The 13,486-nt window shown below is 72.1% G+C and carries 15 protein-coding genes; 4 read left to right on the top strand and 11 right to left on the bottom strand.

The genetic code is table 11. The annotated features are described in order from the left end of the window. Positions 1-41 precede the first annotated feature (41 nt). The 3 genes from ABZ848_RS10135 to ABZ848_RS10125 all read right to left on the bottom strand — a co-directional run bounded on the left by ABZ848_RS10135 (position 42) and on the right by ABZ848_RS10125 (position 1,751). Positions 42-1,043 carry an LLM class flavin-dependent oxidoreductase gene (locus ABZ848_RS10135; RefSeq protein ID WP_360828264.1) on the bottom strand — a complete coding sequence of 334 codons (1,002 nt, stop codon included), beginning with the start codon at positions 1,041-1,043 and terminating at the stop codon, positions 42-44. 38 nt (positions 1,044-1,081) lie between these two features. Beyond that, positions 1,082-1,252 (bottom strand): 50S ribosomal protein L32, encoded by a 171-nt coding sequence (gene rpmF / locus ABZ848_RS10130; RefSeq protein WP_360828261.1) that lies wholly within the window; start codon positions 1,250-1,252, stop codon positions 1,082-1,084. A 76-nt stretch (positions 1,253-1,328) separates the two neighbouring features. After that, complete coding sequence (locus ABZ848_RS10125) at positions 1,329-1,751, bottom strand: (2Fe-2S) ferredoxin domain-containing protein (protein WP_360828258.1); 423 nt, start codon at positions 1,749-1,751, stop codon at positions 1,329-1,331. 136 nt (positions 1,752-1,887) lie between these two features. Here ABZ848_RS10125 and ABZ848_RS10120 point away from each other — a divergent pair, with 136 nt between their 5' ends. Then, positions 1,888-2,379, top strand: a complete 492-nt coding sequence (locus ABZ848_RS10120) for an HAD family acid phosphatase (RefSeq protein ID WP_360828255.1) — start codon at positions 1,888-1,890, stop codon at positions 2,377-2,379. 18 nt (positions 2,380-2,397) lie between these two features. Here ABZ848_RS10120 and ABZ848_RS10115 read toward each other — a convergent pair whose 3' ends face one another. Further along, complete coding sequence (locus tag ABZ848_RS10115) at positions 2,398-2,613, bottom strand: dodecin (RefSeq protein WP_242776144.1); 216 nt, start codon at positions 2,611-2,613, stop codon at positions 2,398-2,400. A gap of 229 nt (positions 2,614-2,842) precedes the next feature. Between ABZ848_RS10115 and ABZ848_RS10110 the strand changes: the two genes are divergently transcribed. Further along, positions 2,843-4,099, top strand: a complete 1,257-nt coding sequence (locus ABZ848_RS10110) for an extracellular solute-binding protein (protein WP_360828252.1) — start codon at positions 2,843-2,845, stop codon at positions 4,097-4,099. 66 nt (positions 4,100-4,165) lie between these two features. Here ABZ848_RS10110 and ABZ848_RS10105 read toward each other — a convergent pair whose 3' ends face one another. After that, a complete protein-coding gene (locus ABZ848_RS10105) occupies positions 4,166-5,320 on the bottom strand; it encodes a Gfo/Idh/MocA family oxidoreductase (protein WP_360828634.1) in 1,155 nt (384 codons plus the stop codon). Between the two features lie 108 nt (positions 5,321-5,428). Here ABZ848_RS10105 and ABZ848_RS10100 point away from each other — a divergent pair, with 108 nt between their 5' ends. Next, positions 5,429-6,448 (top strand): LacI family DNA-binding transcriptional regulator, encoded by a 1,020-nt coding sequence (locus tag ABZ848_RS10100; RefSeq protein WP_360828249.1) that lies wholly within the window; start codon positions 5,429-5,431, stop codon positions 6,446-6,448. Here the strand turns inward: ABZ848_RS10100 and ABZ848_RS10095 are convergent. The 5 genes from ABZ848_RS10095 to egtA all read right to left on the bottom strand — a co-directional run bounded on the left by ABZ848_RS10095 (position 6,429) and on the right by egtA (position 11,487). Continuing rightward, positions 6,429-6,905 (bottom strand): hypothetical protein, encoded by a 477-nt coding sequence (locus tag ABZ848_RS10095; RefSeq protein WP_360828246.1) that lies wholly within the window; start codon positions 6,903-6,905, stop codon positions 6,429-6,431. The two genes, ABZ848_RS10100 and ABZ848_RS10095, sit on opposite strands and share 20 nt — an antisense overlap. Positions 6,906-7,110: 205 nt before the next feature. Then, entirely contained in the window at positions 7,111-8,073 is a 963-nt protein-coding gene (gene egtD / locus ABZ848_RS10090; RefSeq protein ID WP_360828243.1) for an L-histidine N(alpha)-methyltransferase, read from the bottom strand. Beyond that, positions 8,070-8,861 carry an ergothioneine biosynthesis protein EgtC gene (gene egtC, locus ABZ848_RS10085; protein ID WP_360828240.1) on the bottom strand — a complete coding sequence of 264 codons (792 nt, stop codon included), beginning with the start codon at positions 8,859-8,861 and terminating at the stop codon, positions 8,070-8,072. The genes egtD and egtC overlap by 4 nt, the downstream gene beginning before the upstream one ends. Next, the gene (gene egtB / locus ABZ848_RS10080; protein WP_360828237.1) at positions 8,861-10,180 is read right to left on the bottom strand and encodes an ergothioneine biosynthesis protein EgtB; all 1,320 of its coding nucleotides are present in this window, start codon (positions 10,178-10,180) and stop codon (positions 8,861-8,863) included. The genes egtC and egtB overlap by 1 nt, the downstream gene beginning before the upstream one ends. After that, positions 10,177-11,487, bottom strand: a complete 1,311-nt coding sequence (gene egtA / locus ABZ848_RS10075) for an ergothioneine biosynthesis glutamate--cysteine ligase EgtA (protein WP_360828234.1) — start codon at positions 11,485-11,487, stop codon at positions 10,177-10,179. Before egtA ends, egtB begins: the two co-directional genes overlap by 4 nt. 292 nt (positions 11,488-11,779) lie before the next feature. Between egtA and ABZ848_RS10070 the strand changes: the two genes are divergently transcribed. Further along, positions 11,780-12,598, top strand: coding sequence for a TIGR02452 family protein (locus ABZ848_RS10070; protein ID WP_360828231.1), 819 nt, complete (start codon positions 11,780-11,782; stop codon positions 12,596-12,598). Here ABZ848_RS10070 and ABZ848_RS10065 read toward each other — a convergent pair. Continuing rightward, positions 12,595-13,467, bottom strand: coding sequence for an alpha/beta hydrolase (locus tag ABZ848_RS10065; protein WP_360828229.1), 873 nt, complete (start codon positions 13,465-13,467; stop codon positions 12,595-12,597). The genes ABZ848_RS10070 and ABZ848_RS10065 overlap by 4 nt on opposite strands. Positions 13,468-13,486 lie beyond the last annotated feature (19 nt).

Genomic DNA, 13,486 nt, shown 5'->3' with positions numbered 1-13,486 from the left:
GGCCTCCGGGTGCGGCGCTTCTCGAATACTGACCGGAGCCGTCAGCTCCCGCCGAGGATCCCCGCCAGCCTGCGATACGACTCCACGAGCGCCGCCCGGTCGTACGTACTGGTCGTCACCAGCACCTCCTGCGCTCCCGTCTCCTTCAGCACCGTCTCCAGCTCGTGGGCGACCTGCTCCTCGGTGCCCGCGATGTGCCCGGCGAGCCCGGACTCGTAGAAGCCGCGCTCCTTGTCGCCCAGGGCGAGACCCTCGACGCGCTCGGCGGGCGGCAGCGGCGGGAAGGTGCCGTGCGTGCGGGAGTACGCCATCGACCAGGCCTCCGGTATCAGCAGCCGCCGGGCCTGCTCGGGCGTGGCGGCCACCGCGACGGTCCCCGAGATCACGACGTACGGCTCCCGGGCCCACTCGGAGGGCCGGAAGTGCTCGCGGTAGTGGTCGATGCCGCGCTGCATCTTCTCCCGGTTGCGGAGGTCGCCGATGACCATGGGCAGGCCCGCGCGGGCCGCGATGCCGGCGCCCTCGCCCATGGCGAGCACGAACGGCGGCACGGTCAGGCCCTCGGCGGGCCGGGCGTGCACGCCGGTCGGCGAGGTCCCCCGGAACCAACCCAGCAACTCGCCGAGCTGCCCGGCGAAGTCCTCGGCGTCCCCCTTGTCCCGCCCGAGCGCCCGGCGCACGCCGTCGGTGAAGCCCACGGACCGCCCGAGCCCCATGTCGATCCGCCCGGGGAAGAGGGACTCCAGCACCCCGAACTGCTCGGCGACCACCAGCGGCCGGTGATTGGGCAGCATCACGCCCCCGGTACCGACCCGGATCGTTCGCGTCGCCCCCGCGACGGCGGCGGCCAGCACGGTGGGCGCGGACCCGGCGACCCCGGGTACCCCGTGATGCTCGGACACCCAGAACCGGTGAAACCCGAGCCGCTCCACCTCCCGGGCCAGCCCGACGGTGTCCCGCAACGCCTCGGCGTTCGTGTGCCCTTCGCGGGTGCGGGACCGGTCGAGCACGGAGAACCGGGTCTGGGCGATCAGGGAGCTCATGCAGGGTTCAACGCTGTGGAACTCCCAGGATTCCTCGCTCAGTCCTCCGGCCGCAGCAGCCCGCGCTGGTACGCCTTGACCAGGTGCTGCGGTACGAGGTGGGCGACGCCGTCGATCGTGACGGGGACCAGCGGTGGCGTGGTCGCCTTCCACTGGGCGCGGCGGTGACGGGTGTTGCTGCGGGACGTCTTCCGCTTGGGAACAGCCATGGGAACCTCCTCGGTGACGGGCACCGAGAACGCTATATGAAAATGGATCCCATTAACAATTGTTGGGGCCCGGCGCTCAGCGACGGCTGCGCACCCGGGCGTCCCGTGGTGGCTGGATGAACTGCAGCTCCAAGGTCACCGGCGGCTCCGCCAGGCCCGGTCCGCCCGCCGCCGCCCAGCCGATCAGCTCATCCGTGCAGTCGTCGTCCATGGCGAAGCCGACCCAGGTGGCCCGGCCGCCCGCCCGGCGTCCCGCGGCCGATGGCTGTACGACGATGACGTTCGCCTGGTCGCAGGGGCCGAGGCAGTCGGTCGTACGGACCAGGAAGCCGTGCTCGGCCGCGGCGGCCCGCAGGCGGTCCAGCTGCCAGGCGTGGTCGGTTCCGGGGTGCTTGCGCGGGTCGCCGCAGCAGCAGCCCCGGCATACGACGAGCGTGCAGGGGCGTTGCCCGGCCGCGCCGATCAGGGTTCGGCGGGGGGAGGGGAAGGCGGATGACATGGGAGAAGCATGATCGATGCGCCTGGCGAGCCATGCCACCGGGTCGGGCGGGCCGGAGTCGCGCTCGCCGCTGCCGCCGTCCGGATCGACGCGTTGTGGCTGGGGCCTCCCGGCGGCGGCTGCCTAAGGTGAGCGTGTGACCGATCGCAGCGCTCGCCCCATCGCAGTCTTCGACCTGGACAACACCCTTGCCGACACCAGTCATCGGCAGCGGTTCCTGGAGCGCAAGCCGCGCGACTGGGACGCGTTCTTCGCCGCCGCGCCCGACGACCCACCGATCCCGGAGGGCGTCGAACTGGTGCTGGAGAGCGTCGAGGAGTGCGAGATCGTCTATCTGACCGGTAGGCCCGAGCGCTGCCGGCGCGACACGCTCGACTGGCTCACCGCGCAGGGGCTGCCCGACGGGCGGATCCACATGCGGCGCAACGACGACCGCAGGCCCGCGCGCCGCACCAAGCTGGAGATCCTGCGCCGCCTCGCCCGCACCCGGGAGATCCGGGTGTTCGTGGACGACGACGAGCTGGTCTGCGAGGACGCCGAACGGGCCGGGTTCACCGTCGTACGGGCACGATGGACCGCCCCGTCCGCCGCGCTGGAGGCGGCACAGGAAGGAGAGGGGCGCACCTGAGTCGCCCTGCGACGGGCGTCAGTCCGACTCGTCCAGCCGGAAACCCACCTTCAGGCCGACCTGCCAGTGCGCGATCCGCCCCTCCTCGATCTGGCCCCTGACCTGCGTCACCTCGAACCAGTCCAGATTGCGCAGGGTCTGCGAGGCGCGGCTGATGCCGTTGCGGATCGCCTCGTCGACACCCTCGGGCGAGGTGCCGACGATCTCAGTGACCCGGTAGGTGTGGTTCGACATGCGGGTGCTCCTCTCCGTACGTCCGTGATGACCGGAGCGTCACGTGTGTCACGCGTCACTCCACCGTGCCCCAAGCTGCGACGGAGCGCGAGACGTCGGTTCCCCGGGCTCGGCACCCTTGACCGCCCGTATTGGTCCATACCAAAATCCTGCACACCCGTTCGAGCCTCACGCTCGTCCCCCCATGTCGGGCCCTTCGCCCTGTCCGCCAGACAGAACAGGACCCCACATGAGACGCCGCAGCCTCCTCGCCCTGGCCCCGCTCGGTCTCGTCGGCGCGTGCGGACTCGTACCGCACGGGTCCGACCGCCGCACCGTCACCGTGTGGCTGATGAAGGGCAGCGCCTCGCCGGCCTTCCTGCGCCGGTTCACCGAGGCCTTCGAGCGCGAGCACGCGAACCTGCGCCTGGACATCCGCATCCAGCAGTGGACCGGCATCGGCCCGAAGGTGCAGGCCGTGCTCGACGCCGACCCGGGCAAGGGGCCCGATGTCATCGAGGTCGGCAACACCCAGGTCCCGCAGTACGTGGAGGGCGACCGGCTGCTCGACCTGACCCTGGAGTCGGCGCTGCACTGGGGGAGCGACGACTGGCTGCCGGGCCTCGCCGAACCCGGGAAGTCCCTGTCCCACCAGTACGGCATCCCCTGGTACGCGGCCAACCGCGTCGTCGTCTACCGCAAGGACCTCTTCACCCGGGCCGGCGTGAAGACCCCGCCGCGCACCCGCGACGAGTGGCTCACCGTCACCGAACGGCTCAACTCCGGTGGGAATCAGGGCATTTATCTCGCCGGACAGGACTGGTACACCCTCGCGGGCTTCATCTGGGACGAGGGCGGCGACCTCGCGGACGACGGCGGCAACGGCGGTGGCTGGCGGGGCACGCTGGACACCCCGGCGGCCCTGCGCGGCATGGACTACTACCGGCGCCTCCAGTCCCTCGGCGGCGGCCCGGCCCGCGCGGACGAGGAACACCCGCCCCAGGCAGGCGTGTTCGCCAAGGGACGGGTCGCACAGATCGTGGCGGTTCCCGGACTGGCCCGCACGGTCGTGCAGCAGAATCCGGACCTGGAAGGGAAGTTGGGCTTCTTCCCCGTACCGGGCGGGACCGCGGCCAGGCCCGGTGCGGTCTTCACCGGCGGCTCCGACCTCGTCGTACCGAACAACACCGGCGAACGGGACGGCGCCGTCGCGGTGGTGGCCGCCCTCACCGGCGCCAAGTGGGACACCGAGCTCGCCCGGACCATGAACTACGTCCCGAACAAGAAGAAGCTCGCCACGTCCGTCGCCGGCGAGGAGGGGGTCGCGGCCATGGCGGCCGGAGCCGCGCGGGGACGGGCGACTCCGAGCACCCCCCAGTGGGGCGCGGTCGAGGCCGACAACCCGATCAAGCCCTACATGACCAAGGTCCTGCTGGGGGCCGACCCGGCGACCGAGGCGCGCCGTGCCTCCGAGCGGATCACGGTGATCCTGAACCGCCTGACCTGAGCCGCCGGCCGCGCACGCCCGATGCCAGGCGCTCTCGCGTGCCGGGCACTGAACGGCGCACGGCACTCACGCGAGGCTCACCCAGCTGCCCTGCTCGGCCGAGCGGGTCATCGCGTCCAGGGCGGTCGCGCTGTGCACGGCGTCGGCGAGGGTCGCCCCGTGCGGGGAGTTCTCGGCGATGGAGCGCAGGAAGTTGTGCGCCTCGACCACCTTGAGGTCGTCGTAGCCCATGGGGTTGGCGGCGCCGGGCTGGAAGGCCGCGTACTCGCCCTGGCCGGGGCCGACGAAGACCGTGCTGACCGGCTGGTCCTGGTACGCCGTGCCGCGGCTGACCGCGATCTCGCCCATCCGGCGGTAGTCCCAGAACACCGCCCCCTCGGTGCCGTGCACCTCGAAGCCGTAGTTGTTCTGCTCGCCCACCGAGACCCGGCAGGCCTCCAGGACACCACGCGCGCCGGAGGCGAAGCGGAGCAGACAGTTGACGTAGTCCTCGTTCTCGACCGGGCCCAACTCGCCACCCGTGGCCCGGGTGTGGCCCGCTGTAGCGCCGGTGGGCCGGGCCCGCTCCGGGATGAACACGGCCGTGTCGGCAGCCAGCGAGGTGATCTCGCCGAGCAGGAAGCGGGCCAGGTCCACGCCGTGCGAGGCCAGGTCGCCCAGCACTCCGCTGCCGCCGCGCTCACGCTCGTAACGCCAGGTCAGTGCGCCCTCCGGATGCGCCGCGTAGTCGCTGAAGAGGCGGATGCGGACGTGCGTGACGGCGCCGATCCCGCCGGAGGCGATCAGCTCGCGGGCGTACGAAACCGCGGGAGCGTTACGGTAGTTGAAGCCCACCGTGCCCTGGACGCCCGACTTGGCGACCGCGTCGGCGACCGCGCGGGCGTCCGCCGCGCTCAGTCCGACCGGCTTCTCGATCCAGATGTGCTTGCCCGCCTCGGCCATCGCGACGCCGATCTCCCGGTGCAGGAAGTTCGGCGCGGTGATGCTGACGGCCCGCACCCGCGGGTCGGCGGCCACCTCCCGCCAGTCACGGACCCCGGAGGCGAAGCCGTACTGCGCCACGGCCTCCTCCGGACGGCCGGGCACCTCGTCGGCCACGGACACCAGCTCCGGGCGGACGGACAGCTGCGGGAAATGGTGCAGGACACGGGCGTACGCCTGGGTGTGCACCCGTCCCATCCAGCCGAATCCCACGACGGCGACGCCGAGCGTACTCACGATGACTGCCCTTCTTTGGACCGGTCCATAACCTGAGGCCACACGATGGAGCGCATAGGTCCATGTGTCAAGGTCTTTACAAGGCCGCATGGGCTATGGAACGGTCCAAGGATGAAACCGCCCACGATCCGCGACGTCGCCGAGCGCGCCGGTGTCTCGAAGTCACTGGTCTCGCTGGTGCTGCGCGGCTCGGAGCAGGTCCGGCCCGAGAAGCGGCAGGCCGTGCTCACGGCGGTCGAGGAGCTCGGCTACCGGCCCAACGCGGCCGCCCGCAGCCTCAGCGAGCGCCGCACCCGCACCGTGGGCGTGCTCCTGAACGACATGCGCAACCCCTGGTTCGTGGACCTCCTCGACGGACTCCACGCCCGCCTGTACGACAGCGGTCTGCACGTGCTGCTCGCCGACGGCCACCTCAACCGGCGCCTCGGCGAGGACCTCACCCACACCTTCACCGAGCTGCGCGTGGACGGCCTGGTCGCGGTCGGCACCCTGCAGGACCCCGGCGTGCTGCGCACCGCGGCCGACCGCGTCCCCACCGTCGTCGCGGGCACCCGGGAGCCCGACCTGCCGGCCGTGGACATCGTCGCCAACGACGACGAGCTCGGCGCCCGCCTGGCCACCGAGCACCTCATCGGCCTCGGTCACCGGCACATCGCCCACATCGCGGGCCAGGGCGCCATCGGCGAGCTGCGCCGCCGGAGCTTCGAGGCGACGATGCGGGAGCACGGCCTGGCCGGGTCGGCCGTGGTGGAACAGGGCGACTTCACGGAGGAGGGCGGCTACCGGGCCACCGTCCGGCTCCTGAGCCGCCCGCAGCGCCCGACCGCCGTCTTCGCCGTCAACGACGTGACCTGCGTCGGCGCCCTGTCGGCGGCCGAGGAGACCGGACTCGTCGTGCCCCGGGACCTGTCGCTGGTCGGCTACGACAACACGTACCTCTCCCAGCTGCGCCACCTGTGGCTCACGACCGTGGACAACGCCGGCCACGACGTCGGCCGGCGTGCCGCCCAGTACCTCCTCGACCGGATCGCGGACCCGGGCCGCCCGGCCCGGGTCGACCTCGCGACCCCGTCTCTTGAGGTGCGCGGCAGCACGGCGCCGCCGCCCGGCCTCAGCCCACCGCCCTCTTGACCAGCGCGGCGACGAACGCCTCGTCGGCGGCGGTCAACTCCCGTACCGCGAAGGCGGTCGGCCACAGGGAGCCCTCGTCGAGCCGTGCCTCGTCGTTGAAGCCGAGCGTGGCGTAGCGCGCCTTGAACTTCTGCGCGGCCTGGAAGAAGCAGACGACCTTGCCGTTCCTGGCGTACGCGGGCATCCCGTACCACAGCTTCGGCGCCAGCTCCGGCGCGTTCTCCCTGACGATCGCGTGGATCCGCTCCGCGAGCACCCGGTCCGCCTCCGCCATCTCGGCGATCTTCGCGAGCACCTCGGCCTCGGGATCGGCCTTGCCCGCCCGCGACCCGCGCCGCGCGGCGGCCTTCAGCTCCTGCGCGCGCTCCTTCATCGCGCCGCGCTCCTCGTCCGTGAATCCGTCGTACGACTTCCCGGTCGCGGAGGTGCTCTCGGCGGGCGTCTGCGTGCGCTTCATGGGTGCCTCCTGGGCCGGATCCGATCGGGACAATCCCATGCTAGGAACCGGCCACGGGCGGAGGCTTCTCGAAAACTGACCGTCATCGGCCGACCGTCATTCACGAAAGGACGGGCAGGCGGGTCGGGCGCCCGCGGACACGGAGGCGGGGCGGATGCCCGTCCGGACACCCGCCTCGCCGTGTGAAGAGGTCAGCGCACCACGCTCAGCGCACCTTGCTCAGCGACAGTGCGAAGCGGCCCTCCTCGTCCGTCCACCAGTGCGCGAGATCGAGCCCCGCCGCGGCCAGCTCGGCCCGCACGCCCTCCTTGCGGAACTTCGCCGACACCTCGGTGCGCAGTTCCTCGCCCTCGGCGAAGTCGACGGCGAGGTCCAGTGCCGGGATCTTGACCGTCTGAGTGGTGCGGGAGCGCAGCCGCATCTCGATCCACTCGTTCGCGGTGTCCCACAGGGCGACGTGGTCGAAGGCGGTGGGATCGAAGTCGGCGTGCAGCTCGCGGTTGACCACGGTGAGGACGTTCTTGTTGAACGCCGCCGTCACCCCGGCCGCGTCGTCGTACGCCTCGACCAGCACCTTCTCGTCCTTCACCAGGTCCGTGCCGAGCAGCAGCGCGTCACCGGGGGAGAGGAGGGAGCGGACGGCGGCGAAGAAGGCGGCCCGCTCCGGCGGCAGCAGGTTGCCGATCGTGCCGCCGAGGAAGGCGAGCAGCCGGGGGCCGGGAGTGTCCGGCAGGGTCAGTCCCGCGGTGAAGTCGGCGATCAGGGCGTGCACCTGGAGCCCGGGACGCTCCGCGACGAGCGCTTGGCCGGCCTGCGTGAGCGCGCTCTCGCTGACGTCGACCGGGACGTACGTGTGCAGTCCGGTCAGCGCGTCGAGCAGGTACCGCGTCTTCTCCGAGGATCCGGAGCCGAGCTCGACCAGGGTGCGGGCGTGTGTCGCCGCGGCGATCTCGCCGGAGCGGGCGATCAGGATCTCCCGCTCGGCGCGGGTGGGGTAGTACTCGGGCAACTCGGTGATCTGCTCGAAGAGTTCGCTGCCGTGGGCGTCGTAGAACCATTTCGGCGGCAGTGTCTTGGGGGTGCCCGTGAGGCCGTGGTGGACGTCGGCGCGCAGCGCCGCCTCCGTGGCGTCCTCGGGCAGGGTGCGGGTGAGAAGGAACGGACTCACGTACGGGGCTCCTTCGGCAGTGCGGTGGCCAAGGCGTCGCTCGGCTCTTTCAGAGGCGTCAGCAGTACGTCGGTGCGGCTCGCCGCGAGGAGAGTGCGGTCGGGGACCTCCTGCCAGTGCGGGTCGTCGTCGTAGGGCTCGGAGGCCACGACGGTGCTGCGGCCGGGGCGGCTGAGGTACCACAGGGTGTCGCCCCAGGTGGTCGCGGTGATGCTCTCGCCGTTGGTGAGCAGCAGGTTCAGCCGGGAGCCGGGGGCCGCCTCGGCGACCTCCAGCACCGTGTCGGCCAGCGCCTGCCCCTCGTCGTCACCGGCCCGCAGTCGTGCCAGGACCAGCGCCCACACCAGCGCGGAATCGTTTCGCGCCTCCAGTGAGAGCACGTCCGCCGCGGGCAGGCTCGGCACGAGCGGGGCCAGCGAACGCGGCCATCCCCTGACCGCCCCGTTGTGGCTGAACAGCCAGGGCCCGCTCGCATAGGGCGCCGCCGCGGCCTCCGCGTCGGCACCCGACAGGGTCGCGTCGCGTACGGCGGCAAGGAGCGCGCCGGTGCGGATCACCCGGGCCAGGTCGGCGAAGGACAGGTCCGCCCAGATGGGCCCGGCCCGGCGGTAGCGGGCCGGCACCGGATCGCCCTCGGCGTACCAACCCACCCCGAAACCATCGGCGTTGACCGTCCCGTACCGCTGCCGCCGGGGCTCCCACGACTGCCGGTACAGGCTGTGCGCGGGCTCCACGAGGAGTCTGCCGAGCGGCTCCTCGGGGCCCAGATAGGCCAGGTGACGGCACATCAGACGGCCTCCGCGGACCGGGCGGTGCGGAACCCGGAGAAGATCTGCCGCCGGATCGGGTAGTCCCAGTTGCGGAACGTCCCCCGGCAGGCCACCGGGTCCACGGCGAACGAACCGCCGCGCAGCACCTTGTACTCCGGCCCGAAGAACACCTCCGAGTACTCCTTGTAGGGGAAGGCCTGGAAGCCCGGGTACGGCGTGAGGTCGCTGGAGGTCCACTCCCACACGTCGCCGATCAACTGCCGTACGCCGAGCGGCGATTCACCGGCCGGGTAGCTGCCTGCCGGGGCCGGGCGCAGATGGCGCTGGCCGAGGTTGGCGTGCTCCGGCGCCGGGTCCGCGTCGCCCCACGGGTAGCGCATCGAGCGCCCGGTCGCCGGGTCGTGCCGGGCGGCCTTCTCCCACTCCACCTCGGTGGGCAGCCGCCGACCTGCCCAGCGGGCGTAGGCGTCGGCCTCGTACCAGCACACGTGCAGCACCGGCTCGTCGGCCGGTACCACCTCGGTGACACCGAAGCGGCGCCGTAGCCACTGCTTGCCGTCGCGCTTCCAGAACAGCGGTGCCTGGATGGAGTGTTCACGGATGTGCGCCCAGCCGGCCGCCGTCCACCAGCGCTCGTTGTCGTAGCCGCCGTCGTCGATGAACGCCCGGTAGGCGCCGTTGGTGACCGGTGTCGTGTCGATGCGGAAGGGGGCCACCTCGCGCCGGTGCGCGGGGCGTTCGTTGTCCAGTGCCCACGGCTCGGTGGAGGTGCCCATGGTGAACGGGCCGCCGGGGACGAGGACTTCGGACGGACCGGTGTACAGCGGCACCGGCTCCGGGTCCGGGGCGGTCAGGGCCTGCGGCCCCTTCCGCAGCTGATGGGTGATCAGCATCGTTTCGTCGTGCTGCTGTTCGTGCTGCGCGATCATCCCGAAGGCGAAGCCCGCCTCCGTCAGCCGCGTCCCGTGGAAGTCGGCGCTCTCCAGCACGTCCATCACCCGGCCGCGCACCTCGGCCGCATAGGCGCGGGCCTCACCGGGCGGCAGCAGGGGCAGGGTGGGGCGTTCGGAGCGCGGGTGCTCGAAGGCGTCGTACAGGCCGTCGATCTCGGGGCGCATCGCGTCCCGGCCGGCGACGGCCCGCAGCAGCCACAGCTCCTCCTGGTTGCCGATGTGCGCGAGGTCCCAGACCAGCGGGGACATCAGCGGGGAGTGCTGGGCGGTGAGGTCGGGGTCCTCGACGCAGCTGGTCAGCAGCGTGGTGCGGTCCCGGGCGGTGGTGAGGGTGGTCAGGGCCCGCTCCCGGAGCGCTTCGGCGTCGATGGCGGGGTCGGTCATGTGCGGGTGTCCTTCCCATGAGCGCGGTCGTCCGTGCCGCGCGGTCGGTCCAGCAGGTCGTCGGCGGGGGTGCGGCCCTGGACGACATAGCGGTCCAGGTACGCCGTCACGGCGTCGGTGACGGCGGTGGTCGCGCCGAGCCGGGGCAGGGCCTCCAGCGCCGCCTCGAAACAGACGACGGCCGCCTCCTGCAGCTCCGGATCGGCGAGCCCGTGCCGGGCCGCGTCGGTCCACAGCGGGTTGTGCGGGGCCGGCAACCCGACGGAGCGCTCGGCCAGCGGCTTCACGGTCCGGTAGGCGGTCTCGGCGGCCTCCGCGTCCTCGAACAGCGCCGCCGTCACGGCCAGCGGCACGATCCACCCGTCGTCGCCGGGCTGCGCGTCGATCATCCGCAGTTCCAGGAACCCGCGCGGTCTGACCGGCGGGAACAGCGTCGTGATGTGGTAGTCGAGGTCCTCCCTGGTCGGCGGCCGCGGCGCCCCCGACCTGGTCCACTCCCGGAAGGTCAGCCCCTCGGGCACGTCCCAGGGGCCGGCGTCCCGCCGTACGCACATCACCGGGGAGTCCAGGACGTGCCGGGCCCAGGACGTGCGCGGATCGCCGTCGAGCTCGGGCGCGCCCGCCCGGCCCGGGCCGATCTCCATCCACAGCAGCTGCCGGGTGGAGTGCCAGCCCGTGGGCTCGTGGACGGCCAGCGGGGAGTTGGCGAAGGCGGCCACCAGGACCGCGCCGAGCTGGTGCGCCAGCCACCAGCGCCGCCCGTGGCCGAGCGGGCCGGGCTCCTCGTACCCGGCGTCCAGGCAGACCTGGACGGAGGCCGAGGTGCACATCATGCGGCGACCGGCCGGTCCGGTCCGGTCGAGGCAGGTCTCCATGGCGTCGTAACGCGGTTCGCGCAGGAACCGGCGGGGCGGGTGCCAGGGGTCGTGGCCGAGGCCGACGAGGCCGAGACCGTGCCCGGCGAGCGCCGTGCGGACGGCGTCGAGGTCGGCGGAGACGGTACCGATGCACTCCATCAGGGAGGTGGCGGGCGGCGAGCTCAGCTCCAGCTGGCCGCCGGGCTCAACGGTGAGCGCCGACCTCAGGGGCACGGTACGCAGTGCGGCATAGGCCGCCGCGAGTCGTTCGGGTGTCACGGGGAGCTGCGGTGTCCGCAGCTCGTGGACGAGCCATTCCACTTCGACCCCGATGCCGCGAGGTGGGCCGGTCTTGAAGCAGATGCCCCTGACCAGGGCCTCCACCTCGGCTTCGGTCAGGGCGGTGCGTGGCTCCGTACAGTCGCTGCAGTCGGTGGCGGAATCGGACATGTCGGGATCCCTTCTGAGGTTCCACCATGCCGCCGACCCGGCCCGTCAGGCGCCCGGACGGCGGCACTCGTCCCACCCAAAACCCTGATGTCGATTCGCACAAGGGTGCGTACCGGCACGTTCCGGCTCGGTAATCTCCTCGTTCCCGACGTTTCCTGCGGCTTTCCCGGGTGTTCGCGGACGCGGAAAAAACTCCGTTGCACCGCAAGTCCAGCATCGCCCACGATGCGTGCATGAGCACGACGGGGGAGCGCGCAGGGCGTGCGAGCGTGGCGCACACGGGGGTGGCGCCATGAGCGCGCGCCTGCGCGGCATCGCGCGCGAGACGGAACAGATCGTCGCGGCGGGCGTGTACCGCTCGTCCGACGGCCGCGAGGTGTCGATCGGTACGAGGGTGGAGGCGGCCCGAGCCGGTACGCGCATGTACGGCCCGGAGCCCGTGCCCGTCCCGGAGATCCCTCCCGCCGACACGTTCTTCGAGGTCACGGGGGAGAGCAGCCTGGAGGCCGCCCGCCGGCTCGGCGGCGAGGTAGCCGTCCTGAACTTCGCCTCGGCCCGCAATCCCGGCGGCGGCTTCCTGAACGGCGCGCAGGCCCAGGAAGAGGCCCTGTGCCGCGCCTCCGCGCTGTACACCTGCCTGCTGCGGACCCCGGAGTTCTACGCCCACCACCGCTCCCACCGCGACGCCTTCTACACGGACCGTGTCATCCACTCGCCGTCCGTCCCCGTCTTCCGCGACGACCGCGGCCGCCTGCTGGACGAGCCGTACACGGCGGGCTTCCTGACAGCCGCGGCCCCGAACGCGGGAGTCGTACGCCGTACGACCCCGGAGCGCGCCGCGGACATCCCGGGAGCCCTGGCCGCCCGCGCCGAGCGGGTGTTGGAGACGGCCGCGGCGAACGGCTACCGGCGGCTGGTGCTGGGCGCCTGGGGTTGCGGGGTGTTCCAGAACGACCCCGCGCAGGTGGCGGACGCCTTCCGCGTCCTGCTCGCCGGCCACTTCGCCCGGACCTTCGAGCACGTGACCTTCGGGATTCTCGACCGTACGGCGGGCAGCACGACCCGTGCCGCCTTCGTACGGGCGTTCCCGGAGCGCCAGTTGCAGCCCTAGCGTTCCGGCAGGGACCGCTCCAGGAAGCCCCGGATGATCCCGGCGGCGGCGTCGAGGTGGCTCTCCAGCAGGAAGTGCCCGCCGTTGAGGAGGCAGATCTCGGCGTCCGGGGCGTCCTCGGCGAAGGCCAGCGCGCCCGGTGCCTGGAAGATCTCGTCGTTGCGGCCCCAGACCGCCAGCAGTGGCACACGGCTGTCGCGCAGGTAGGCGTGCAGCTTCGGGTAGAGCGGCAGGTTGCCCGCGTAGTCGGCGAACAGCTGGAGCTGCACCAGGTCGTTGCCGGGCCGGGACAGCAGCGCGAAGTCGTGCTGCCAGGTGTCGGGGCTGACCAGGCTCTCGTCCGGCACCCCGTGCAGGTACTGCCACTTGGTGACCTCCAGCGTCAGCGCCTCGCGCATCGACGCCTCGGTCTCGGGGGTCCGGGCCTGCCAGTACGCCCGTATCGGCGCCCAGAACTTCTCCGCGAACCCCGCCTCGTAGCCGTTGCCGTTCTGGCTGACGATCGCCGTGACCGCGTCGGGGTCGGCGAGTGCGAGCCGCCAGCCGACGGGGGCGCCGTAGTCCTGCACGTACAGGGCGTACCGGCCGACCCCGAGCTGTGCCAGCAGGTCGCGGGTCAGGTCCGTCAGGGCGTCGAAGGTGTAGTCGAACTCGTCGACGGACGGCGCGTCGGACTGGCCGAAGCCGAGGTGGTCCGGGGCGATCACGTGGTAGCGGTCGGCGAGCAGCGGGATGAGGTTGCGGAACATGAAGGAGCTGGTGGGGAAGCCGTGCAGCAGCACGATGGCGGGCGCGTCGGAGGGCCCCGCCTCCCGGTAGAACAGCCGCCGGCCGCGAACGGTCGCGTAACGGTGGTGGATGGTCGTCATGCCGGACTCCGTCTCTAAC

The organism is Streptomyces sp. NPDC047081 (assembly GCF_040643775.1).
GTDB lineage: Bacteria > Actinomycetota > Actinomycetes > Streptomycetales > Streptomycetaceae > Streptomyces.
This window is presented reverse-complemented; position numbering and strand designations above follow the sequence as displayed.